Source organism: Mixta gaviniae, from assembly GCF_002953195.1.
GTDB lineage: Bacteria > Pseudomonadota > Gammaproteobacteria > Enterobacterales > Enterobacteriaceae > Mixta > Mixta gaviniae.
The window spans coordinates 2,623,640-2,646,891 of sequence record NZ_CP026377.1 but is presented as its reverse complement, the minus strand read 5'-3'; the positions used below and the strand labels follow the sequence as shown (position 1 = coordinate 2,646,891).

Here is a 23,252-nt window from a genome sequence, read left to right as displayed (position 1 = left end):
GGATTACGCATGTCTAATTATTCATTATCCGTCTGTGCTGAGATGGTGTTTCTCGACCTGCCTTTCATTGAACGCGTAGAGCGCATTCATGCAATGGGATTCGGCGTTGAAATCTGGGACTGGACCCAAAAAGATATCGATGCACTCGTGAAAACCGGAGCGCGTTTTACGTCAATGACTGGCTATATATCGGGAAATTTGACTGATGACGCAGAGATTACTCAACTGCTTTCCAGTGCCAGCGAGTCTATTGAAGTAGCTCGCCGTCTTGGCTGCCCGTCACTGAATCTGCATGGAACCGGTCTGAATAATGTGGGGCTGCCAGTAAAACCTGTTGAGGTTGTGACGGGGGTAATGTGGCTTAAGGCTAAAAAGACGCTGGATGCCCTCGCTGCACTGGGAGAAAAAGCTGGAAAGGTATTCACTCTGGAAAACCTGAATACGGCCGTTGACCATCCGGGCACTCCTTTCGCTAAAGCAGAAGATACCCTGGCGCTGGTTTCCGCAGTAAACAGCCCTTTCCTGAAAATGAATCTGGATATCTATCATGCACAGATTGGAGAAGGGAACCTGGTTGAGCTAATTCAGAAAAGCAATAAACACATTGGTGAAATTCAGGTTGCTGACGTGCCGGGCCGCAAGGAGCCGGGCACAGGTGAAATCAATTATAAGACCGTTGCGCGTGCGTTGCAGGATATTAATTATCACGGAGTAGTAGCGCTGGAAGGGTGGGCCTCAGATGATTCGGTCGTGGCGCTGGACGCCTTCCGCGAAGCGTTTACGCTGTAATGCCTAACGTTCCATAGAGTCTTTGAATACCTGTTAAGCACCGCCTTCAGGTAACGGAAACGGTGCTTTTTTGAATTTGAAGGATTGTATCATGAGCATATCAAAGCGTATTCGGGTTGGGGTTAGTCCGCTATCCTGGACTAACGATGTACTGGAGGATCTTGGCGGCGACATTCCGCTTGAAACCTGTCTGGAAGAGGCTGCAGCGGCTGGCTATGAAGGCGTTGAACTGGGCCGTAAATTTCCCAGAATAGTCGATGAACTCCAGCCAGTTCTAACTAAAGCGAAACTTAAACTGGCATCAGGTTGGTTTAATGGATTTCTTGCCGAGCGTACTCTTGATGAAGAGCTTGAGGCTGTTCACGAGCATGCATTACTTCTTAAATCTCTTGGCGCGAAAGTAATGGTTTATGGAGAGTGTGGTGCGATGCCGGGAAGTACGCCTCTGGATGAACCCTTATCACGTTCTCCTGCCCTAAAAAATATCAGCCTTCAGCAGTATGCACAGAAGGTGAATAATCTGGCCGTCTCATTACTGAAAATTTATGGCTTACGACTCGCTTACCACCATCATCTAATGATGGTGGTTGAAACTAGCGATGAGTTAAAGGCATTTCTGGAGGCAACTGATGACTTAGTTGGTATCGTACTGGACTGTGGTCATGCGACTGCTGCAGGCATAGATATCAGTTGGGTTCTGGGAAATCACGGTAATCGCGTAGCACATATCCATATGAAAGATATACGTGGCCATGTGCTGGATGATGTCATTAATAATGACCTGAGCTTTAATGAAGCCGTAAGAGCCGGTTTATTTACTATTCCCGGAGACGGTATCGTTAATTATGATCCCGTTATTAACTTTCTTAAAAGCTCATCCTACGAAGGCTGGATTATTATTGAGGCAGAACAGGATCCAAAGAAAGCGCCGCCATTAGAGACTGTCAAAAATGCGCGGGCATGGGTAAAAAAAGAGGTTGGAATCTGAGTTTCCAATAAAAGTGCGCATCTAGTTACTGTGCAGTATGTTTTGGCGCTCCATGAGCGCCTTTTTAGACACAAATTCTAAAAAAATCAACGTTCAATCCAATATGCTTCTGTTTACATTAAAGAATATCTATTAATGATCATTGAATTAATAATGGATAGATATTTGTAGTTCATAGGGTATTTCCGTGCCTCGCTTTTGGTAGCTAGATCCAGAACAGAATAACAAAGGCTATGCAACAGAATCGGCTAAAGTGATTGGTGATCTGGACGTTTTCTTGTCAGTTATTGCTAATAACAATATCCGCTTTTCGCTCAAACAGCAGGTAAAAAAGACTGTACCCCATCACTTCGCCAAGACACCCCTTCGATTTTGGTTGCTTCACATTCCTGCTAGTGATCGATAAAGTTAAGCCTTTTTACTGTTAGTTAAATGATTTTTTACTCTCCAACAACTCGTTATAGCGATCATGGAGAGATTTCGGAAACAGCTCAGTATATACCTGCCACAAAGTGTTTAGTGACCTATGCCCGCTGACCTGCGCCACTTCCTCAATAGTAAATCCAGCTTCAAACAGCCGACTCACACCTTCGCGGCGCAAATCGTGATAGCGCAAATCATCGATTCCTAGCTTTTTGCGCTCTTGGTTGAAAACCTGAGTGATAGATTTTGCCCGGAACGGGAATATCAACTCATTTGTGTGCGGCTGACGTTGCACAATGTCCCATGCTTCACCCAGCAGGGGCACATACATATGATTGCCTTCCTTTTTTCGCGGATCCTTTCTGTCGCGTACAAGAACGGCCTTTTGCGTTTCGTCGATATCATCCCAGCGAATGCGCGTAACTTCGCCTATACGCATACATGACAGAATAGAGAACAGAAAAATTTCAGAGAAAGGTGCTTTTGAGTATGCCGTTTCCTCACGCTTTTTGAGGGCATTGAGTAGGCGCTCAGTTTCGGTTTTGGTTGGCCGACGGCTACGCTTGCCAGAGGGAGCTATCATGCGAATTTTTGTCATGTGATAGCGTGCATTACGATAACTTTCAATATCTACATCGATATTGAACATCGGTTTTGCTGCTTCAAGGATCGCACCAATGAAAGATATATCACACCAAAGAGTGGCAGGACCTGCGCCTCGCGCTGAACGCACCTTGCAATGTTCAAGGTAGGCGCCTTGTGCTAGCTGCGCCAGTGGTATCGTCGCAATTTCACATTTACGTATCAGGGATAGCGATTCGGCTTTCGATCGGCTGTATGAGATATGAGGACTGTTTACATACAGGTCCATCAATTCACCAAATGTCAGAGCTGATTGAGGCTCTGCCATATTGGGTATGCCATTCGCTTCAAGCTCAGCAACGCGCGCCTTGCCCCATGCTTTTGCAAGCGCGAGCTTTGCAAACGTTTTGCGCTCGCGATGAGCAATTGCAGAACCAGACTTAACAACCACAGCACAGCGGTATCTGGTCACGCCTGCTGCAGTAGCTCTCTTCTCAATAGTGAAATGTGCCATCCTGACCTTAGTTCTTATCAAGGGGTCCCGACAGATAGAAAATGATATTCATAATACATAAAAAAACCAATAAAAACATGTATGAATATACAGTTTTTTTGATTAAGTCATTGATTTTAAATGAGGGTATTTATCAGATCTAACTAGAGCTAACAACATGTTGTTGGGGTTTTTTTTATGCAAAATAAGGGGATTGCGTTGCGTCGCCATTTTGGTAACAAAAAAAGAGAGGATTTAATGCTCGCTAAGCGCGTAAGAGAAAAGGTAAACGTCGCGCGCTAACGCAGTTAACTGAAACAGGCGTTAACCCGCTGTTATTTCTTCTAAAAGTTTTAGGGGGATTTATGCCCTTTTTCTGTCTGCCGTTCTTACCTTTATAAATCAATCGACTTGATGCGCCTGAATAATGGAATAGTTTAACCTTTTATGGCTTTTTATTACAAAGTGACAATCTTTTTTACCCGCGTGATGGAGAACAGAGTGGAGCGCGGTAAATAGCAAGCTGCTTTAAAATATATATTACACATAAACCGTTAAAGCCTCTCAACAACGCGTCGATAACCTCTTTTGCACTATTTAACTTTTACATCAGGGTTCATATGACTATCACTCAGCGTTTGTTGCTGGCGTTTTCTTTGCTGGCTTTATCACTTTTCGCCATTGTTGCCGTTTCATTTTCCGTGATTTCAGGTTTTCAGTCACGTTTTGAATATGTTCAGGTCAATGCGATACCCAGCATTAAGGATCTGAATAAATCTATCAGCACAACCAATCAGCTGGGCATTGCCCTGTATCGTTATCAGACGGCTGTAGCGAGCGCCGATCAGAATGCAGCAGAAGAAAGAATAGAAAGTCTGCTAACTACGCTGAAAACGCTCACTGATTATTACATGGCTAATGATATCTCCAACGAGGAAGATAAGGCGATGACCGGGCAAGCATTACGCAATATTGATGCCGTGCGCGCCGCGCTGCCCGCTTTTATGGCCGCTGCAAAAAGCCATGATAATACGCTCTCCCTGGCGCTGCTTAAGGGTGGGGAAGGTGTCGGCGCCGCAACGCGTAAAATGGAAGCGGAATTCACAAAACAAATTGATTTGAATATAAAAATTGCCGATCAGCTAAAAACGACCAATGATCAAATTTATTCAAAAACGTTGTGGATGATGAGCAGTGCCACAGGGGTGATCATTCTTCTGCTTGGTATTTTTTCTGCCAATATTATTTTGGGAATTAAGCGAAGCCTCAATAGCATGAAGAGGACGATGACCGAGGTAAGTAATAACCTGGATTTGACGCAGGTTGCTTCTGTCATGAGAAATGATGAAATAGGCCAGACCGCAACGGCATTCAACACCCTGTTGAAAAAGGTTTCCACAACGCTTTTGTCAGTCAACCATGCGGCACAATCGGTCAGTACCGGATCCACCCAGATCGCCGCAGGCAATGAAGATCTGTCGTCACGCACTGAGCAGCAGGCTGCCTCTCTGGAAGAGACGTCAGCGAGTATGGCTACCTTAAGCGAGACCGTTCGACAGAATGCCGATAGTGCCGTTCAGGCAAGCGAGCTGGCGAATAATGCGAACAATTTATCGCGTCAAAACGGAAGCGCGGTCAGCCAAATGCTGGATACCATGTCAGCGATCCGCGGCAGCTCAGCTAAAATTTCTGAAATTACCGGTTTGATCGAGGGTATTGCTTTCCAGACCAACATCCTGGCGCTGAATGCCGCAGTTGAGGCCGCGCGGGCAGGGGAGCATGGTAGAGGGTTTGCGGTCGTTGCTTCTGAAGTTCGTAATCTGGCACAGCGCTCTTCTGCTGCTGCCCGCGAAATAAAAGATTTGATTTCAGTCTCTGTTTCGCAGGTTGAACAGGGGCTTAATCAGGCCACGCATGTTGGCGGCAATACAGACAACGTCAGTACTGCTATCCAGCAGGTTACCGATCTGGTTAATGAGATTGCTGCAGCAACCTCTGAACAGAGTAAAGGCATTGAACAGGTGCATCTGGCCATCGGGCAAATGGACGAAGTCACGCAGCAAAACGCCTCTCTGGTTGAAGAAGCGTCCTCAGCATCTAAATCGTTGCAGGAACAAGCGGAAACCTTGTCGAGACTGGTTTCTACCTTCGCGCTGAACGGAAGTGCAGCGCATGTTGAGGTGGCCGCTAACGTGCCGTTCAGCAGAACGTTACACCCTTCAAAAAAGCCTGCATTGAGTGGGGCTGAAGCGAGTAAAGTGAACTGGGAAAGCTTTTAATTCCTGAGGGTGAGATTTAATGCCTTGTTTGTTAAAAGCGCTGCTATGGCAGCGCTTTTTCAGGGGCTTGACGCAAATCCGCCTGTAAAGGTTATGCTCTCTGTCTCTCTGTCTCTCTGTCTCTCTGTCTGTCTCTCTGCCTCTTTCTGATTGAATAACATCCCTCAGCCTGATCCCGCCAGTTTGGCACCGGGCCGGGATACAATGGATTTTTTATCTGCTTCTGGTGATCATTTGCGGCCTGCTTAAACAGAGTAACGCCCGCCATTTTTACCTTCTTCTGGTGCGCTTCAGCGGTAAGTCTGTCTCTTGCCGCCCTCAATGCCCTTAAGTAAGAAACATCCCGATCTTCCTTCCTGCGATCGCGTGCCCTCTCATGGCAGCTAAACTTGATGGCTAACCCAACCCGCCGGGCAGCACTATTTTCCCGCGCGTAAGAAGGAGAAAAGGATGAAAGCAGTAATCTATAACGGTCCCTATGATGTCAGGGTTAAAGAGGTACCGGATGCAAAAATCGTCCGTCCTACGGATGTCCTTGTTCGCATCACCACCACCAATATTTGTGGGTCGGACCTGCACATGTATGAGGGCCGAACCAGCTTTGAACAGGGGCGTATTCTGGGGCACGAAAACCTCGGGGAAGTGGTTGAAATTGGCTCAGGCGTGGAACGTATTAAGGTGGGCGACTATGTTTGCCTGCCGTTTAACGTGGGATGTGGTTTTTGCGAAAATTGCGAAAAAGGTCTGACCGGCTTTTGCCTGACCGCTAACCCGGGTACAGCGGGCGCCGCGTATGGGTTTGCTGAAATGGGCCCCTGGGAGGGTGGCCAGGCAGAACTGCTTCGTGTCCCCTTCGCCGACTTTAACTGCCTTGTTCTTCCCCGGACGCGGCAGAAAAAGAAGATGACTATGTGATGCTTTCTGACATTTTCCCTACCGGCTGGCATGCAACAGAACTTGCCGGATTGAAGGCGGGCGAAAGCGTGGCCATTTATGGCGCGGGTCCGGTCGGTTTGATGGCCGCGCATTCGGCGATCATTAAAGGCGCCTCTCAGGTATTTGTGGTGGATACGCACCAGGACCGTTTGGCTCTGGCAGAAAAATTGGGGGCTACAGGCATCAATGCGACTGGCGATGAGGCAGTACAGAAAATTCTCGACCTGACGGATGGACGCGGTACCGATTGCGGCTGCGAATGTGTCGGCTACCAGTGCTGTAACAAACATGGTCATGAAGACAATTCGGCGACCATGAACAGCCTTGTCGCATCGACGAAAGCAACCGGAGGCATCGGGGTGGTAGGCGTCTTTATTCCGCAGGATCCAGGGGCGTCATCTGACCTTGCCAAAGAGGGTAAGATGCCATTTGATTTTGGCAACTTCTGGTTTAAAGGTCAGGCGATCCGTACCGGCCAGGCGAACGTCAAAGCCTATAATCGTCAGCTGGCCCGCCTCATCCATCACGGTAAAGCCAGCCCGGGTGAGATAATTTCACACCGCCTTTCGCTTGAAGAGGCCCCGACGGGATATAAGCACTTCGATGATCGGGATGAAGGCTGGACAAAGGTCATCCTTAAGCCTTAAAGAGCGTGGTCCGGTAAGAGAAAGCGAAAACCGGCAAAATATGACGTTTGACAGGATGCGCTATTGCATCCTGTCAGGAAATTATTGCTCCGTTCTTCAGTGTCCGTTCACCTTGCTGGCGCATTTACACAGTGAGCCATAAGCGAAGAGTGTCACTACCGCAGGAAACCAGCGATAAGAGCATTAAGATAAACGTCATAACGCTACTCAGAGGGGGCATATCATTATTTGATGAATGTAAGGCAGCGCTTAACGCTGATGGTGACAGTGTGGAGGAAGAAAAACCAAGCAGGATAAGGGCTATATTTTATCAATATCACTGATCTCTTTGCTTTATCATCCGGTTATTTATTTTTAACGAAACCATGATAACCCGGCCTTTATTCCCTGAAGATGCCATACAATGCGTGATGCTTAAAACCACATAAAATCAAAAAGTTTTTTTATTCTGCTTTTTTACGTGCTGATTGACACCTGTAATTATAACCTTCGCTTTGGTAACGAATAGCCTGAGGCAGCGTATCTCTTGCCCGCAGTAAAACGTAACGAACTCAAAAAACAATGTATAAAATGTTCTCCCTGCGCTGGCAGCAGCGATATATTGCGCCGCTGCGGTCACGATTCAGGCGAGCCGATCAGAATTTTTCACTCGCCACCATCTGGAGGGCCTCGGCGTAAATTTTTTTCATTCCATCTACCGACTGCTCTTCAATCTGCCTGAGCTGCGCCAGCAGGTGGTCTCTTTCCAGCGGCTTGCCTGATTCTATTAAGCACGAAACAGCGTATCCGATCGCCGCATAGACAGCATTGGTATCTTCCGGGTTATCGAGGTCCATTCAAAATTCTCCAGTTCATAAGGTCAATAAAGCCTTCGGGGCGCACCAGCCCGTCACTGTGCTGGTGGCAGGAGTGCATCGTATCAGGCGTTATAGCAAGGCATTAACAGGATTGTTCCTGATTATTGCCTTGCCTCTTCGGGGCTCTTCAGAACACCTTTTCACCACGCTGCCGGTCTGTTTCGCTACCCTTCCTTCCGCAGATAGCCGCCCGCAGCTATCTGCAGTTTCACCGGTAAATCTGGCTTCGGCCGCTTTCCGCATCGAGGCTGTTAAAGAAGATTAACGCAGGTGAAACGTCTGGGCATTTTTTATTACCTCCCTGCAGTGCTTACGGGCGGGTGTGCTGTGAAGCGGGGCGAAGCCAGGCTATGATGACTCCATCAGGTGCGCGAGATGGCCGGGCGGAAGCTCTGACGGGACAAAGCGTGACATAAGCTACATCAGGCAGTGGTGCGCGTGACCAATACTGCAAGAACGTGGGTTCGAATCCCACCCTGATAAACTGACCGCCTTCGGGCGGTTTTTTTATTGGGGGCCGCTTTGCCATCCGACTCTGAGCCAGGCACAGGCCCGGCGGCGACAGAATAACCACCCGGCGCGCCGCTTTTGCGATAACTATCGCAACAAGGCGGGCACAGCGCGGGCGGGACAGAGAGCAGAGAGGATCGGGCGGTAAGCAGGGCAGCCCCCTGGCCCGCATCCTAAAACGTGACTGGTCTGGCGGCCAGCCAGGTTTAAGCACGGCTGGCCTGTACCTGATTCTATCGTTGACCCATTAAACCCAAAACCTGTAGCAGCAGAGATGATAGCGAGCTGCATGCGCTGCGCCGGGGATGTCATAAATTCAGGACAGGCGACGCTGATAATAGGACAGCGCCTGTTTAGTATCGTGTTTTTTCTGGTCCTGATTTCATTAAGAATATTCTTAGTATATTGAGGCGTATCATTATATAATTTTCACCATTCTTTAAGATGGCAGCTGTAAAGCAGTAGATAAGATGAAAAACGCGGGACGCATGGACATGAAAAACAGGATGGCAGGCGCAGTGATTGCCGTAGTGGTGTTGGCTCTGATGGGATGCAAGCAAAAAGAGGGGGTGACCTATGTCAAAAACCCTGATAATGCAGGAGAAAAATTAACGCCGCCGGGCTGGGCCACCGTGGCGCGCAGTGAGATCGAAAGCGGTCTTTCAATGAGCGTTTTTACCGCCCGGTGCAAGCTGCTTTACCGCGAGGCCGACTGGTTTGTTGGCTGTAAACCGGCAACAAGCGAAACGCCGTTTATGCTCTATTCCATCAGAGAAAATGAAGCGTTAAAAGGGAGCTTTGCCGCTACGGCAATCACGAAACAGGCCAGGCGTTACACGCATCAAAATGTGCTGCTGCGTCAGATTGCACAGCCGAAAGATGGCGATTACGCCGCGCTGAACATTGATGCCCTGCAGCAGGAATATGATGCGCTGACCGGCGCATAGCGCAGTGGGGCGGCCGCTTCGGCTGTCGCCCGGAACAAGCCCGGCGACCTCATTAAGCCCTCTATCGCATCGATGCCGGTGTTTCTGCGTCAGCCTGGCTGTAAACCCTGAAATAGCGCTATTTCTGACGCTGCATTGCCGGGTGCCGGTTCTTTCGGGAAGGGTTTGCAGCAAACCGTAAGATGTCCGCCTCATCCCGATGCGGCATCTCCTGTGTCAGCCTCGCCGTCAACCCTAAACTATCCCGATTGCCTTTCCCTGCATTAGCCTGAAGCCCGCTTTTCGCCCTGGCAAAAATACCCGCAGAAATGTCTCTCTTGCCCTTTGCCTGGTGGCACCCGCTGCCGTAAAGCGCAATCTTTCCGCCTTTTGCGTCTTTCCCACCTCGATCCTCCTGTCCGCCCACCACCAGCTCTGCCCGGTTTCACCCTATACTTCACGCTTTTCGCTCCGCAGGCAGCCAGTGACATGCTTGCCGGCGCGCTTTAACCGTTCGCTATTACTACGTAATACGCTTTTGATTCATCAGTAAAACAACACTGTAGCAGGCCTGAAGAAAGATAAGCATTTAATGTCACTGCATTGATTACGTTTGCTAACAACATAAGCCCCGCTGTATCAAGCAGACCGGCACGACAACGCGTTATCTGCCATCCTTGTTAACACACTGATTTTCATCTGATAAAAAAAATTCGCAGCGCATCACAAAATTTGCGCATTTTTTATCCAAAGCGTGGCTCCAGGATAGCGCGAGGAGGTGTTTTGATTAATTAGTTGATAAATAGAGATATTTGTATTTATTCGTGCCAATGGGAACTGGGATGGAAAAATTTTTTTTAGCGCGACTGAAAAAATTTTTCTCGCTTTGCAATGTCTGGTTACCGTTAAGCTTGTTTAACCATTTCGAAAGAAAAAATGATTAGCTGTCACGAAGTTAGCTCTCCTTCTGCACCCCGTCAGCCCCCGCTGATCCTACGTTTAGTTATCAGAAACGCGTCCTGTGACTGCTGGTTTTTCCAGTAACAAACTTGACAGTTTTTTAATACCTAATAGTATTTTTAATAACAAAGGTTATGAAGTGTGGTGAATGTGTTAACCGCCTCGTCAGCGAACTAATAAGCCGCATTCATGCTTCAGGGGCGTGTTGAAGCATAGTTAACCCACGGAGCGGCGCCTCGGCGTCGATGGGAAGTTGGATAACTGACGGGCTGAGTAGCTGAAGAGGTTCGCCATGATTTATGTCTTATATCGTGTCGCCGGTGGGCAGTACTGTGAGTTCACCTTACCGGATGAAGATGTGGCGGCTTACCGGCGCAAATCACGGATCAGAAAGATAGCGACGCCGATGAGTTCGGCGGAGGAAGAGAGTTCTACTGCCGGTAAACGTGGATCATCCACGGTTAAAAAGCCGTTAGATGGGCCCTCGAGATAGCGATAGACGCTGATGCGCTCGTTGACCCGAGCGATAACCAGGTCGCCTGATTCGGGCTGAATATCGGTATCGACAATGACGATACTGCCCGCAGTGGCTTCGGCGCAACCGCTGTTTCGATCGATTAAGTAGGCTCGCCAGGTTTTTTTGGCGCGGACGCCGTTAGGCGTGGCGATGGTTTCGCTGGTTTTCCCTGCCAGCGTCCAGACAGGCACGTCACTGGCCGCGGGAGCTTGCATAAAGCCTTCTTTAGTGGAAGGCCCATGCATCTCTCCCTGACCTTTGGCCAGCCATTCAACGTTAACGTTGAGTGCGGCCGCGATGTCGACCAGTTTACGCGATCCAGCGGCCTGACCTTTGGTCAGACGCCAGATAGTAGGCTGCGAAACGCCGGATGCTTTGGCTAAAGCACCCTGCGTCATCCCGGCCATTGTCATCGCCATATTGAGCCGCGTAGCAAGAGAATCTGTTTTCATAAACGAAAATTTATAGCGCGCCGTATTGTTCGTCAAACACGCTTTGCTATGGCCTGTTTCGATACGTTTTGTTATGGATTCTCAGCATTATACATAACAGAACGCAAACCACCAATGTAGCAGAGCCAATTTTTAACAAGGTCACGGGTGAGTCGTAAAAAGGAGCAGGGCTATGAGTGAAATTATAAAAATTCTTAAATTTGAAGAGGGTTATCGGGCGAAACCTTATATCGACACCGAAGGTTTTCCTACCGTCGCTTACGGCATCAAGCTTGGGCCGCGCGGCTGTCCCGTCAGTAATTATACCTTCACTGTTCCTGAAGTGGTGGGCAGCGTTTGGCTGGAAACCCTGTTGAGCAATAACAGGTTACAAATGAACAGCGTACCGGGCATTGTCGATGCGCTTCGACACTGCAACGAACCGCGGAGCGATATCTTATACAGCATGGCCTGGCAGATGGGCGTCGAAGGGTTAGCAGGATTCAAGAATATGCTGGCCCTGATTTCCCAGGAAAACTTCGCCGCTGCTGCCAGCAGCATGCTGATGAGCAAGTGGGCGCGACAAACGCCCAATCGGGCAAAACGTCACGCTGAGGTAATGCGTAGCGGGAGTTATGAAAGCTACAGAGGGGTAATCATATGACAATGAAACTTAAACTGGTGAAGGATTGGCCCAACTGGTGGCGCTGGCATTCTACGAAAGCGCTGGTGCTGCTGGGCGTACTGCCGACCATCTGGTTAGAAATGCCGCCGGACTGGAAAGCGATGATACCGGCCCACTGGCTACAAATTGCCTCTTTCATCGTCATGTTGCTGGGTATGCTTTCGCGCATTACCCGACAAAAAGCACCAGAAGGGCAGCAAACCGCGTCAGAAAATGACGATATTATCGATAAGCACCAGGGCTAAATAATAAAAACGGTAAAAATATAATTTCCGTAATACAAGCGGAAAGGGATTTCCGCAAGCTAAATATCCGCAGTTGATTGTGAAACTCTGTTCGTAAGTGAAAAAGAAACTTATCAAATATTTTATTCTGGAGGTTGTTATGTCTTTAACTACGTCTTCGCAAAAAATCGCCGCAAATAGCGCAACGGATTATACCACCGATAATACCGCCGCTTTTCAGGCGCTACTTAATAAGGAGCGCTATGTTATCGTCGACACCATTATTAATCTATCTGCGCAGGTTAAAACTGCCTTTGAAGGGCAGATTATCGAAGGTACCGAAACGGGTGAAATCCGGCCGATCGGCACGAATATGAGCATCCGTTCGATGATTGCGCTTAAGCATCAGCGCTGTCGGTTGCGCAATCTGAAATCAACTAACCCGTTATTGCTGCAAAGCAATGCCAGCGGCGACAACGGCGGCGGTCGTCAGGGTACGGTAGATATTCAGGCGGACTTTTGCGTTGTTGAAGGTTGTACCATGATTAACCAGGTGAATGCGGTGATCGCTGGCTCCATCCAGCGCGCTCACGGTTCACGTATTATTGGCAATAACTTCCTCGATTGCATTGGCGTGGGACTGGAAGAGCGCGGCGATGCGGTCAGCATCTGGGGATCGGGTACGGTTATCGCCCATAACTATGCCTCCTGTAAGGAAGGCACTGACGGCCGCATCGCCTTTCATGCTGAAGCGCCGGTCACCTCAAACAGCGGGCGCGCGCAGTTTGACGCGCAGCACACCATCATGGCGAATAACCTGGCTTATGGGCCATTCCGCCGTCACTTTGTGATGGAAGGGATTTCTAACGGTAGCTCTATCGGTAACGTCTCTATCGGCGGCGCGACATGGTGGGGTGAAGCCTATATTATGTGTACCAACGTGGTGGTGGAAAACACCATTAAATATACCCGTACGCCGGCTGATACACAGGGAGGAAACTGGGCGCCGAAGCGCGGAGCCATTTGCGTTCAAAACTGGTCATATAACGTCAATATCCGCTCAACGGTGGTGATGGCCGAAGGCTCGGTGGGGGATGGCTTTATTCTGGATCGCTCCTCAACGGTGAAAGGCGAGCATAAATTGACGCTGCAGCTCTCTATGCTGAATAAAGGCGACTCGAAAAACAACGCCTTTAATTTAGTGCCGGCGGAAGATCTGCATCTGAATAACTGCTTTGCCGAAGGTTTCGCCACGTTGCTGAAAGGAACGACCAGTGATTATAATACAGTGCTGTTAACCGGCTGCCGTTTAATCAGTAATGGCTCGGCTACCGGCGTCCTTATTCAGGGCGGTAACGGCGGTACGCTTTCTATTAACCACAGTATTATTGATGTCGGCACAAATAACTTTGCCATGAACCTGTTTAACTTGGCCAGAGTGCATATTACCAGTACCGGATATTCTGCAGGAAAATTCGCCGTCGGCATGCAGAATATTGGTGAGAAGTTTGTTATGAGCAACTGTTATAACTTGAGCTCCGCCGTACCGCTGAGCCTGCGTTATACCAAAACCAGCACCACAGGCGGGTCGCCGGTGGTCACTTCTGAAGGCGATGTGCCAGATATTGAATGGCTATTTAATGAGAATGACGGCATTACCTGCGGCTTTGTTTATTCACAGGATCAACTTAAGTCGGCTGCGTCAACAGTAAATACTGTCGGCAAAGCGATGGGTAAAATCGTGCTGGGCTATGGCGTTGATAAGAAACTGCGTTACTACTACGCAACTGCACCTGATAGCAAAGGGGCATGGGTATCTTTCGATAATAGCGAAACTATCAACCCAGCGTAACCGTATGACCTTCCGGCCTAGCCGGAAGGTCTTTTCATTAAATTTATTTATATTTTATGCGTACCAGCATGATGCCTTAAAGGGCCATATCTCCATTTACTCTCCGTACGATAAAATCCATCTTCCTCTGTTGCCGCACATAACATCACGCCTGCACTTGATGCGCCGTTGCTGCTTATTCTTTTGAAATTAAAACGTAATTCCTCCCAGGCAACCTTTCCATTTGACACATTTGAGTAACTAAACGCAGCTACTCAAGTAATAAATGGTTAGCTTTTAAGACAGGAGTATGAAAATTGATAATGTAATATTTTACGTACGTAACTATTGCGCTACGCTGAGCGGGCAAGCTGGAGCGCACCAGGTAAAGGACAGGTCCATTTATTTTATGAAATAGAGAGGATTATTATGCCAGTCTCTACATCATCGCTCAATATCAGGGTTACCACGACAACAGATTATAAAACCGATAATACGAAGGCGTTACAGGCATTACTCCAACAGGCGACGCACGTTATTATCGATACGGTGATAAACCTTGACGATCAGATTAAGACTGCTTTCGAAGGGCAGGTTATTGAGGTTACGAAAACCGGAGAGATCAGGCCGATTGGCGAGAAGATGAAAACTCACTTGATGATCGTTTTAAAGCATTCCAATTGTAAAATATTAAATCTGCACTCAAGTAATCCTCAGTTGTTACAAAGTAATCTTGTCAGCAATAAAGGCGGCGGCCGTCAGGGAACCATCGATATTCAGGCCGGCTTTTGCCTGATACAGGGCTGCACCATGATGAATCAGGTCAATGCGGTGATTGCGGTTCGAACTATCGCGTCCATGGCCCACGTATTCTAAAAATAGCTTTCTTGATTGTCTGGGCGTCGGCCTGGAGGAACGCGGCGATGCGGTCAGCACCTGGGGATCAGGAACCATGATCGACGGCAACTACGCCTCCTGCAAAGCGGGCATCGACGGGCGTCTGGCTTTTCATGCCGAAGCGCCGATCACCAACAATAATGATGGACGACCGGAATTTGACGCCCAGCACACCATTATAACCAATAATCTCGCCTGAGAGCTCTTTCGGCGCTGAGGGCATAACCAACGGCGTCTCGATCGGCAATGTCTCAATTGGCAGCGCGGCCTGGTGGGAGGGGGCCTATATTACGTGTTCCAACGTGCTGGTGGGAAATATCATTAAATATATCCGCACCGCCGATATTAAAAACGGCGAGGAGCAGTGGCACCTTACACGCGGCGCTATTTGCGTACAAAACTGGTCAAAGCACGTTAATATCCGCTCAATGGTGCTGATGGATGAGAAATCTGCTGGCGCCGGAGTAGTGTTGACGCGCTCCTCTACGGTGCAGGGCGACCATAAACTCACGCTGCAGGTCATGATGCAGAACCGCGGCCTGGAAACCAATATCGCTTTTGATCTGGAGCCGGCGGAGGATCTGCATCTCAACAATTGCTACGCCGAAGGCTTCGGCATCCAAGTTAAATCGGGCGCGGCGGAGCACAATAATGTGCTGCTTACCGGCTGCCGCTTTATCGGCAACGGCAAGGCCACCGGGATTTTGTTTAATAAGCCGAGTGGCACTCTGGGGGCAACCTGTCGATAAACAACTGCATTATCGACGTCGGCGCCAATAATATCGCCATTCACCTGATCGATCTGGCCAATGTGCATATCGCTAACTGCGGCCTGAGAGCCGCGAAACTCGCCGTCGACCTTCAGGAGATCAAAAAGAAGTTTGTGCTGAACGACTGCTACAACATGAACGCTAATATTCTGTTGGGGCTGCGCTACAGCGCCAGGGAGGGCGCCAGCAAACCTGTTGCCAGGGAGGTGGGCGATGTGCCAAACATTGCCTGGCTGGTTAACGATAATGTCGGCATCAACAGCGGCTTTATCTATTCGCAGGCGCAGCTGGCGACTGAGGGCGGCACCATCAATACCGCCGGCAAGGTAACCGGAAAAATGATGCTGAGCTATGATGCTAATAAGCAGCTACGCTATTATTATGCAACAGGCAGTCCGGCGACCGCGCCCCGGGCTGCTCTGGAAACCACCGGTTCGGTAACCCCAGCCTGACGCCAGCTGCCTTCCGCTTCTGTCGGAAGGCATCTTTATGCCGTGTATCGACGCATTTTCACAGGAAGAGATGATGAAGTCTGGATATCTGCTTTTACTGATCGGCGTGGTCAGCCTGCCGGGCAGCGGCGCGGCGCTGGCGGCGGAGAGCTGCCGCAATGCCGGCGGCGCGATCAACAACAGCAATAGCGTGATCCTGCTGGGCGGCACGGCGAAAGGGCAGATCAAGCAGGTCGTGATGGGTGAATTCGGCAAAAACGTCAATTCGCAAAAGCGCGTGCTGGGCCAGTTTGATCGCTGCGGCCGGCTTACCGTCGCCGATATCAGCTATGACAAAGACGAGCGCAACGTGGTGCTGGCGATGGAGCAGCATATTTCACGCGTGGATCACGGCTGGCTGGCGGAATACCAGATCTCGGTGAGCGTGAAGAAAGAGAACGCGCTGGTGGAAGTGAATAACAAGCAGGGCATCATCAGCTATATGGTGGGTGAGAAGGGCAATATCATCAGCGCCAGCGACAGCTTTATTCTGATGGGCAATAAAGGCTTCACGGAAACCACCTACAACTACGATAAGCAGTTGCGGCTGAGCAGTAGCGTGGCGCGCGGCTCCGACGCGTTAACCAACGGCGAATATCGCTATCGCTGGAGCGCGGATGGCTTGCTGCTGGGCAGCGATTCGGCGCAGGGCAAGGAGAGCTACAGCTACGATCGGCAGCAGCGCGAATCAGGGTTACGGGCGATAAGTAACAATCGTAACGGCACCACGGTCACGCTGGATGAGTGCCAAAGCTGGGATGATATTGGCAACTGCACGCTCAGTTACTCTCAGGAAACAGAGACCGATGGCAAGGAAACGCTGCAGCGCCAGCTGGCGGCCGCCTACCGCTTCGAGTACTGGGAGAGCGTGGCGCAGCCGAAGTAAAAGGCGCCCGCAGGCGCCTGAAACCGAACGTCTTAACTGAGGCTTTCTGCCGCCGGAACGGTATTACTGCATGCCTCCGCCGCCGTAACGGCACGCGCTACCGCCTGGTTACTTCACGGTTTTGCTGAAGGCATCTACCGCCAGGATGGCGTGCGCTACCGCTTCCGGCGTCAGGCCGGGATTCAGGTTTTTCAGCGTATCGCCTTCACTGTTCGCCAGCGCGCCAACCTTCACCAGATTTTCCCAGCTTTCATTTTCCAGATGCATCTCTTCCAGCGTGGTCGGCATATTGATGGCGCGATAGAAACGGATATAGCGCGCAATCTCTTCATCCGGACGCTGCTCCAGCACCATCTGCGTCAGGGTGCCGTAGGCGACTTTCTCGCCGTGGGTCAGGTGATGAATATCGCCTTCAATCGCGGTAAAGCCGTTATGGATGGCGTGCGCGCCCGCCAGGCCGGCGTTTTCAAATCCAAGGCCGGAAAGCAGAGTATTTGCTTCCACTACCGCCTCCACTGCCGGCGTGACGCGCTTCTGCGCCACGGCGGTCCAGGCGCTGTAGCCCCAGGTCAACAGCGTCTCTTCGCAGGCGCGGGCGATAGCCATGCCGGCGATGGTCGGATCGCCGTTCACCATCGATTTGCCGTGCGAGCGTAGCACCGCCTGTGCTTCAACATAGGTCGCCAGGCCATCGGCGATGCCGGAGGCGAACAGACGCACCGGCGCCTGCGCGCAGACCCAGGTATCCACCAGCACCAGATCGGGGTTTTTGCTGTAAAAACGGTAACTTTCAAATACGCCGCTGTCGGAATAGATCACTGACAGCGCGCTGCAGGGTGCATCGGTCGAGGCGGCGGTCGGTACAATCACTACCGGCGCATGCAACTCATCGGCAACCGCCTTCGCGGTATCCAGCGTCTTACCGCCGCCGAGGCCCACCACTACCGGGGCGCCGCTTTCACGCGCAACGCCCGCCAGACGGCTGATTTCATTGCCGGAGGCTTCGCCGTTGAACTTCTCGTAGCGTTGCTCAACGCCAGCCTGACGCAGGGTGGTTTGCACCTGCTCGCCTACCAGCCCCCAGACCACCTCATCGGCGATCAGAAAGGCGTTGTCACCCAGTTCTTTCAGGTAGGTGCCCAGTTCTGCCAGCACGCCGGCGCCCTGAACATATTTTCGCGGTGAGGAAAAAACAAACTTACTCATACCTGCTCTCCTTTAAGCTACGGGTTTTCGATGATGGCTTAAAGCCTGGCAGGTTTCTGCGGGCTGGCTTGATGATCTGTGGGAAAAAAGCAGAAATCATTGCGACGGGGTCTCAGCCGTAACGCTGCTGATGCGCTTTTTTACGCTGCAGATAGTCAGCGTCGGCGCGGATTTTATCCCAGTACCCTTTGAAAATGGTCGCCGATTCCACCTTTTCCGCATCAAGCTGCTGCGGCAGCACCTGGCGGTCGGCGTCATATTTTTTGCCGCCGGGGTGATTGGCGTAGCGGCGCGCGCGGGTAAAGCCCATCTGTATAAACTTACGCGCCATATCCATGCCGACAAAATCATCCTGCCGGCGGTACTCTTCAAACAGCGCCATGATTTTTTCCGCCGATTCGCGGGCGATAGCCGGGGTGCGGAAACGCCAGTGCGGCAAAATTTCCGATTTATACGGCTCGACCATTAGCACGCCTTGCTCGCCGCGTCCCACCTGATACAGCTCCGGGTGCTGACGAAAATTGATTTGGCTAAAGTCCTGCTGGTAATCAAACTCTTTCATGCGTCCTCCTGTGGCTGCTGCGGTAAGTTTAGCGTTGCCGGAGAAATTAGCGCAGCGCGCCGCCGCCGAACGGCTCAGCGCGGTGTGGCGATTCCCTTTTGTTTACAATAATTTTACAATGCGCCCCAGAGTCCTGCCTGCCGTGGGGACAGAGCCGCAGCCTGTGCCGATAAGCTGTCGGAAGGTAACTGCTGTAGCCCATCGTGTCGCATGGCGTTCAGACTCTCCCCTGGCGTCAGGGGCGCGCCGTTGAATCACAAAGGAATACGTTATGATCTCTTCTCTGCTCGCTTTTCTGGTGGCGATTATCATCCTGACCCTGACGCCCGGTTTTGATACCGCGCTGGTGCTGCGTACCTCGGCGGCGCATGGCGGGCGGCGGGCCTTCGCCTCAGCGCTGGGCGTCGCCAGCGGCTGTTTCGTCTGGGGCGTGGCGGTCGGCTTCGGGCTGGGAGCGCTGCTGCTGGCGTCAGAAGTGGCCTATAACTTGCTGAAATGGGTCGGCGCCGCCTATCTGCTCTGGCTTGGCGTCGGCCTGCTGCTGCGTCCGCGTACCGCGCTGCCTGCCGGGCAGGAGCCGGAGACGCCGCCGGGTTGGGTGGCGCTGTTCGTTAAAGGGCTGTTCGGCAACCTGCTGAACCCGAAGGTGGGCATTTTCTACGTGTCGTTTTTGCCGCAGTTTATCCCGGCCGATGCGTCGGTGGCGCTGTGGAGCAGCGCGATGGCCTTTACGCACGCATCGATCGGCCTGCTGTGGAGCGTAATGCTGATCGCCGGCACGCGTTATTTTGCCGACAAGCTGCGTCGCCCGTCAGTGATGAAAGCGATGGATCGGCTGACCGGCTGCGTGTTTATCGGCTTTGCGGCGAAGCTGGCGCTGTCGCGGCGCTGATCAAAAAGGGCGCCTTCAGGCGCCCTTATCACATCAGGGTTTGCGCGCCACCAGCACGGCACGCAGCGGGGCGGGGTAGCCCTCCAGCGTTTTACTGCTGTCCTGCGGATCGAGGAAGTCCGCCAGCGACTCGGTGGTCATCCAGTCGGTACGGCGCTGCTCTTCCGTGCTGGTGCGTGAGAAATCGACGATACGCACGTCGACGAAGCCGCACTTCTCCAGCCAGCGCTGCAGCGCGGCGGCGGAAGGAATAAACCAGACGTTGCGCATCTGTGCGTAACGCTCGCCCGGTACCAGCACATCATGCTCGTCGCCTTCAATCACCAGCGTTTCCAGCACCAGCTCGCCGCCGCTCACCAGCTGATTTTTCAGCTGGAAGAGATGATCGAGCGGCGAACGGCGATGGTAAAGCACGCCCATAGAAAAGACGGTATCGAACGCCTGCAGTTCCGGCAGCTGCTCAATGCCCAGCGGCAGCAGGTGCGCGCGCGGGTCATCGCCCAGCAGTTTACGCACTGCTTCAAACTGGCAGAGAAACAGCTGCATGGGATCGATACCCACTACCAGCCGGGCGCCGGCGCCGAGCATGCGCCACATGTGATAGCCGCTGCCGCAGCCGACATCCAGCACCGTGCGATCGGTCAACGGGGAGATATGCGGCAGCACGCGATCCCATTTCCAGTCGGAGTGCCATTCGGTATCGATAAAGGTGCCGTAAAGCGAGTAGGGGCCTTTGCGCCACGGCATCAGATTGCGCAGTAGCTTCTCGATGCCCTGACGCTGGCGCGCGCTGAGCGCGTCGCTGTCGGCGGTGACACTGTTGACCAAATCAAGGTGCTGCGGCGTCAGCTGCGGCAGATGATCCACCGATTTCTGCCAGTTGCGGAAATGGCCGTGCAGGTTTTCGCGCTGCCATGCCGCCAGCTGCGCCGGCAGCACTTCCAGCCAGCTCGCCAGCGGACCCTGCGCGATAAGCTGATAAAACTTCCCGAAATCGATCATGCCGCACCTGCCTTCAGCGCCACCAGCGAGCCGAAGTTAAAGCACTGGAACCAGAGTTCGCTGTGTTCAAAGCCCGCCTGACGCAGGCGCGCCTTATGCGCTTCCACCGAGTCGGTCAGCATCACATTTTCCAGCATGCTGCGCTTCTGGCTGATCTCCAGCTCGCTGTAGCCGTTGGCACGCTTGAAATCGTGATGCATGTTAAACAGCAATTCGCCGACGTCGGCGTCTTCAAAGCTGAACTTCTCCGACAGCACCAGCGCGCCGCCCGGGTTCAGGCCCTGATAAATGCGCTGCAGCAGCGTCAGCCGATCGGCAGGCGCGAGAAACTGCAGGGTAAAGTTCAGCACCACCATGGAGGCGTTTTCCACGGGGATATCGCGAATATCGGCTTCAATCACTTCCACCGGTGTTTTGGCGCGGAAAGCGTCGATATGACGGCGGCAGCGCTCTACCATCGCCGGCGAGTTATCGACCGCAATGATTTTGCAGCCGTCAGCCTGCACCGAGCGGCGCACCGACAGCGTGGCGGCGCCGAGCGAGCAGCCCAGGTCGTAAACCTGGCTATCCGGCGTGACAAAGCGTTCGGCCAGCATGCCGATCATGGAGATGATATTGGAATAACCCGGCACCGAGCGCTGGATCATATCAGGGAAAACTTCAGCTACGCGCTCGTCAAAAGTCCAGTCGCCCAGTTTATCAATAGGCGCGGAGAACAGCGTATCTCGATTAGACATAGGGGTAAATCCGGTCAACTACGGAAAGGCGCATATTTTGGCAGAAAGCGCGGCGCGCTGCATCTTTTGTCGCGCCACGCCACATCCCTGCAGACTACAGGCTGGGCAGCGGTTGCCCGCGCCCGATCAAGGCTGGTCGCAATTTACCCTCTCTCGCGCCGATGGCGAACTGAAAGCGACCCGTATTGCGGATTAAAACAGTGCGCTCTGCTGCGGCCAGTCGGGCGCTGCGCCCACCTGCGGCAGCGCCTGCTGCAGACGCGGCCAGAGCGCCTGCACCAGATCCAGCACCTCGCCGATATCGGGCGTATGCAGAAACAGCCAGGGGGTACCGTCCGCCTGCCAGCCCGGCAGCTTACTGAGCCAGTCATCAAACCAGACCTGATTCTCCTGCAGCGATTCGCTGCCGATAAAGCGCACCATCGGATCGCTGGCGGTCATAATCGCATGCGGCGGCACCTTCGGCTTTTTCGATTTGGCCTCCAGCGAGGCCGGGCTGGTGGAGGTGGAGGCATGCACCGGACGGCTGTCGAGGATCACACGGTTCACGCCGCGCTGATGCAGGCCGCGATTCAGCGCGCGCTCCGCTTCCCCCTTGGCGAAAAAGGCGGCATGGCGTACTTCTACCCCGTAGCGGAACGCGCCAGGCAGCTTATCGAGAAACGCCCAGAGCGCCGGAAGGGCATCCGGCCCAAAGGCGGCCGGCATCTGCAGCCAGTACTGGCCAATGCGCGGGCTGAGCGGATCGAGCGTGCGGAAAAATTCTTCCACCAGGTCGTCGCAGTGGCGCAGGCCTGACTGATGGGTAATGCTGGCGGGAAACTTAAAGCAGAAGCGGAAATCATCGCTGGTCATCGCCTGCCAGCGCAGCACCACCTCCGCCTTCGGCAGCGCATAAAGCGTGGTATTGCCCTCCACGCAGTTGAAGTAGCGCACATAGTCGGCCAGCGTTTCCAGCCCGTAGCGTTTCCAGTGGGGATGCTGCCACTGCGGCAATCCCAGACGAAATGTCGACATGTTGCTCCCGTAGCGGACGGGGCTTGCCCGTCCGGATGAGGTTACAGCGCGGCGATAATCTCTTCGGCGCGGCGCACTTTCGCGATGCGCGGGAAAATCCATTCCAGGCTGCTGTTGTGCTGCGCCTCGCTGCCGGCGCTGCAGATATCTTCAGCAATCACCAGATTGAAGCCCAGCTCCCAGGCGTTGCGCGCGGTAGATTCTACGCCAATATTGGTGGAAATGCCGCCCAGCACGACGGTATCGATACCGCGACGGCGCAGCTGCAGCTCCAGGTCAGTGCCGTAAAACGCGCCCCACTGATGCTTCACCACCTGCAGATCGCCCGGCTCGACGCCCAGCGCGGGCGGGTAATCCCACCAGTTTTCCGGCAGCGCGCCGTGCATCAGCGCGCTATCAACGTCTTGCTTCGGCGCATCGGCGAAGTCGGGCGACCAGCCCACCCGTACCAGCACCACCGGCGCATTAACGGCGCGGAACGCCGCCGCCAGCTTTGCCGCGCCTGCAACTACCTGTTCCGCGCTGTGCGGACCGCCGGCGAAAGGCAAAATGCCCTCCTGCAGATCGATTAACACCAGGGCGGTTGCTGTGGGATTGAGTTTCATATTGCTCTCCGCGAAGAAAAAGAGGTTAGCCTACGCCAGCGCGCCGACGGCAGGCGAGGGGAAAAATGTCGTTAATTCATGAATTTTGTGAATTTATATGTGCATCGCG

Annotated in this window: 24 protein-coding genes; 15 read left to right on the top strand and 9 right to left on the bottom strand. The window is 52.4% G+C overall.

The features are described from left to right. The first annotated feature begins 9 nt into the window (after positions 1-9). Positions 10-789 carry a TIM barrel protein gene (locus C2E15_RS12375; protein ID WP_104957634.1) on the top strand — a complete coding sequence of 260 codons (780 nt, stop codon included), beginning with the start codon at positions 10-12 and terminating at the stop codon, positions 787-789. 91 nt (positions 790-880) lie between these two features. After that, positions 881-1,777, top strand: a complete 897-nt coding sequence (gene iolE, locus C2E15_RS12370) for a myo-inosose-2 dehydratase (protein ID WP_104957633.1) — start codon at positions 881-883, stop codon at positions 1,775-1,777. A gap of 424 nt (positions 1,778-2,201) precedes the next feature. Here the strand turns inward: iolE and C2E15_RS12365 are convergent, their stop codons facing one another. Continuing rightward, positions 2,202-3,296: a site-specific integrase gene (locus C2E15_RS12365; protein WP_104957632.1), complete on the bottom strand. Its 1,095-nt coding sequence runs from the start codon at positions 3,294-3,296 to the stop codon at positions 2,202-2,204. Between the two features lie 599 nt (positions 3,297-3,895). On the opposite strand from C2E15_RS12365, the gene C2E15_RS12360 reads away from it, so the two are divergent. From C2E15_RS12360 to C2E15_RS22060, 3 genes are all read left to right on the top strand, one after another. Next, positions 3,896-5,554, top strand: a complete 1,659-nt coding sequence (locus tag C2E15_RS12360; RefSeq protein WP_104957631.1) for a methyl-accepting chemotaxis protein — start codon at positions 3,896-3,898, stop codon at positions 5,552-5,554. A 450-nt stretch (positions 5,555-6,004) separates the two neighbouring features. Next, positions 6,005-6,469, top strand: coding sequence for an alcohol dehydrogenase catalytic domain-containing protein (locus C2E15_RS22065; RefSeq protein ID WP_245912264.1), 465 nt, complete (start codon positions 6,005-6,007; stop codon positions 6,467-6,469). After that, positions 6,469-7,137 carry a zinc-binding dehydrogenase gene (locus tag C2E15_RS22060; RefSeq protein WP_245912403.1) on the top strand — a complete coding sequence of 223 codons (669 nt, stop codon included), beginning with the start codon at positions 6,469-6,471 and terminating at the stop codon, positions 7,135-7,137. The genes C2E15_RS22065 and C2E15_RS22060 overlap by 1 nt, the downstream gene beginning before the upstream one ends. Positions 7,138-7,772: 635 nt before the next feature. On the opposite strand, the gene C2E15_RS12345 is transcribed toward C2E15_RS22060, so the two are convergent. Further along, complete coding sequence (locus tag C2E15_RS12345; RefSeq protein ID WP_104957629.1) at positions 7,773-7,973, bottom strand: hypothetical protein; 201 nt, start codon at positions 7,971-7,973, stop codon at positions 7,773-7,775. Positions 7,974-8,998: 1,025 nt separating this feature from the next. On the opposite strand from C2E15_RS12345, the gene C2E15_RS12340 reads away from it, so the two are divergent. Then, complete coding sequence (locus tag C2E15_RS12340) at positions 8,999-9,451, top strand: hypothetical protein (RefSeq protein WP_167391868.1); 453 nt, start codon at positions 8,999-9,001, stop codon at positions 9,449-9,451. 1,305 nt (positions 9,452-10,756) lie between these two features. Here the strand turns inward: C2E15_RS12340 and C2E15_RS12330 are convergent. Beyond that, on the bottom strand, positions 10,757-11,395 hold the full coding sequence (locus C2E15_RS12330; protein WP_245912263.1) for a LexA family transcriptional regulator: 639 nt from the start codon (positions 11,393-11,395) through the stop codon (positions 10,757-10,759). 136 nt (positions 11,396-11,531) lie between these two features. Here C2E15_RS12330 and C2E15_RS12325 point away from each other — a divergent pair, with 136 nt between their 5' ends. The 8 genes from C2E15_RS12325 to C2E15_RS12295 all read left to right on the top strand — a co-directional run bounded on the left by C2E15_RS12325 (position 11,532) and on the right by C2E15_RS12295 (position 17,122). After that, positions 11,532-12,002, top strand: a complete 471-nt coding sequence (locus C2E15_RS12325; protein ID WP_104957626.1) for a glycoside hydrolase family protein — start codon at positions 11,532-11,534, stop codon at positions 12,000-12,002. Further along, positions 11,999-12,268, top strand: a complete 270-nt coding sequence (locus C2E15_RS12320) for a DUF7940 domain-containing protein (protein ID WP_245912262.1) — start codon at positions 11,999-12,001, stop codon at positions 12,266-12,268. Before C2E15_RS12325 ends, C2E15_RS12320 begins: the two co-directional genes overlap by 4 nt. A gap of 139 nt (positions 12,269-12,407) precedes the next feature. After that, complete coding sequence (locus C2E15_RS12315; protein WP_128861309.1) at positions 12,408-14,099, top strand: hypothetical protein; 1,692 nt, start codon at positions 12,408-12,410, stop codon at positions 14,097-14,099. A gap of 408 nt (positions 14,100-14,507) precedes the next feature. Further along, positions 14,508-14,954: a hypothetical protein gene (locus tag C2E15_RS12310; RefSeq protein ID WP_104957623.1), complete on the top strand. Its 447-nt coding sequence runs from the start codon at positions 14,508-14,510 to the stop codon at positions 14,952-14,954. A gap of 76 nt (positions 14,955-15,030) precedes the next feature. Then, on the top strand, positions 15,031-15,174 hold the full coding sequence (locus C2E15_RS21700) for a hypothetical protein (protein WP_167391867.1): 144 nt from the start codon (positions 15,031-15,033) through the stop codon (positions 15,172-15,174). Positions 15,175-15,283: 109 nt separating this feature from the next. Further along, positions 15,284-15,724, top strand: a complete 441-nt coding sequence (locus C2E15_RS12305; protein WP_128861310.1) for a hypothetical protein — start codon at positions 15,284-15,286, stop codon at positions 15,722-15,724. A gap of 62 nt (positions 15,725-15,786) precedes the next feature. Further along, positions 15,787-16,197 carry a hypothetical protein gene (locus C2E15_RS12300; RefSeq protein ID WP_104957621.1) on the top strand — a complete coding sequence of 137 codons (411 nt, stop codon included), beginning with the start codon at positions 15,787-15,789 and terminating at the stop codon, positions 16,195-16,197. A gap of 73 nt (positions 16,198-16,270) precedes the next feature. After that, entirely contained in the window at positions 16,271-17,122 is an 852-nt protein-coding gene (locus tag C2E15_RS12295; protein ID WP_104959168.1) for a hypothetical protein, read from the top strand. Positions 17,123-17,230: 108 nt separating this feature from the next. Here C2E15_RS12295 and C2E15_RS12290 read toward each other — a convergent pair whose 3' ends face one another. Together C2E15_RS12290 and C2E15_RS12285 are read right to left on the bottom strand one after the other, a co-directional pair. Beyond that, a complete protein-coding gene (locus C2E15_RS12290) occupies positions 17,231-18,328 on the bottom strand; it encodes a glycerol dehydrogenase (RefSeq protein WP_104957620.1) in 1,098 nt (365 codons plus the stop codon). A gap of 112 nt (positions 18,329-18,440) precedes the next feature. Further along, positions 18,441-18,890: a DUF4385 domain-containing protein gene (locus tag C2E15_RS12285; protein WP_104957619.1), complete on the bottom strand. Its 450-nt coding sequence runs from the start codon at positions 18,888-18,890 to the stop codon at positions 18,441-18,443. Positions 18,891-19,161: 271 nt separating this feature from the next. Between C2E15_RS12285 and C2E15_RS12280 the strand changes: the two genes are divergently transcribed. Next, positions 19,162-19,782 carry a LysE family translocator gene (locus tag C2E15_RS12280; RefSeq protein ID WP_174705697.1) on the top strand — a complete coding sequence of 207 codons (621 nt, stop codon included), beginning with the start codon at positions 19,162-19,164 and terminating at the stop codon, positions 19,780-19,782. Between the two features lie 33 nt (positions 19,783-19,815). Here C2E15_RS12280 and cmoB read toward each other — a convergent pair whose 3' ends face one another. The 4 genes from cmoB to C2E15_RS12260 all read right to left on the bottom strand — a co-directional run bounded on the left by cmoB (position 19,816) and on the right by C2E15_RS12260 (position 23,143). Further along, the gene (gene cmoB / locus C2E15_RS12275; RefSeq protein ID WP_104957618.1) at positions 19,816-20,784 is read right to left on the bottom strand and encodes a tRNA 5-methoxyuridine(34)/uridine 5-oxyacetic acid(34) synthase CmoB; all 969 of its coding nucleotides are present in this window, start codon (positions 20,782-20,784) and stop codon (positions 19,816-19,818) included. Next, a complete protein-coding gene (gene cmoA, locus C2E15_RS12270; RefSeq protein WP_104957617.1) occupies positions 20,781-21,521 on the bottom strand; it encodes a carboxy-S-adenosyl-L-methionine synthase CmoA in 741 nt (246 codons plus the stop codon). Before cmoA ends, cmoB begins: the two co-directional genes overlap by 4 nt. Positions 21,522-21,713: 192 nt before the next feature. Further along, positions 21,714-22,538, bottom strand: coding sequence for a DUF72 domain-containing protein (locus C2E15_RS12265; RefSeq protein ID WP_104957616.1), 825 nt, complete (start codon positions 22,536-22,538; stop codon positions 21,714-21,716). 41 nt (positions 22,539-22,579) lie between these two features. Next, positions 22,580-23,143: a hydrolase gene (locus C2E15_RS12260; protein ID WP_104957615.1), complete on the bottom strand. Its 564-nt coding sequence runs from the start codon at positions 23,141-23,143 to the stop codon at positions 22,580-22,582. Positions 23,144-23,252 lie beyond the last annotated feature (109 nt).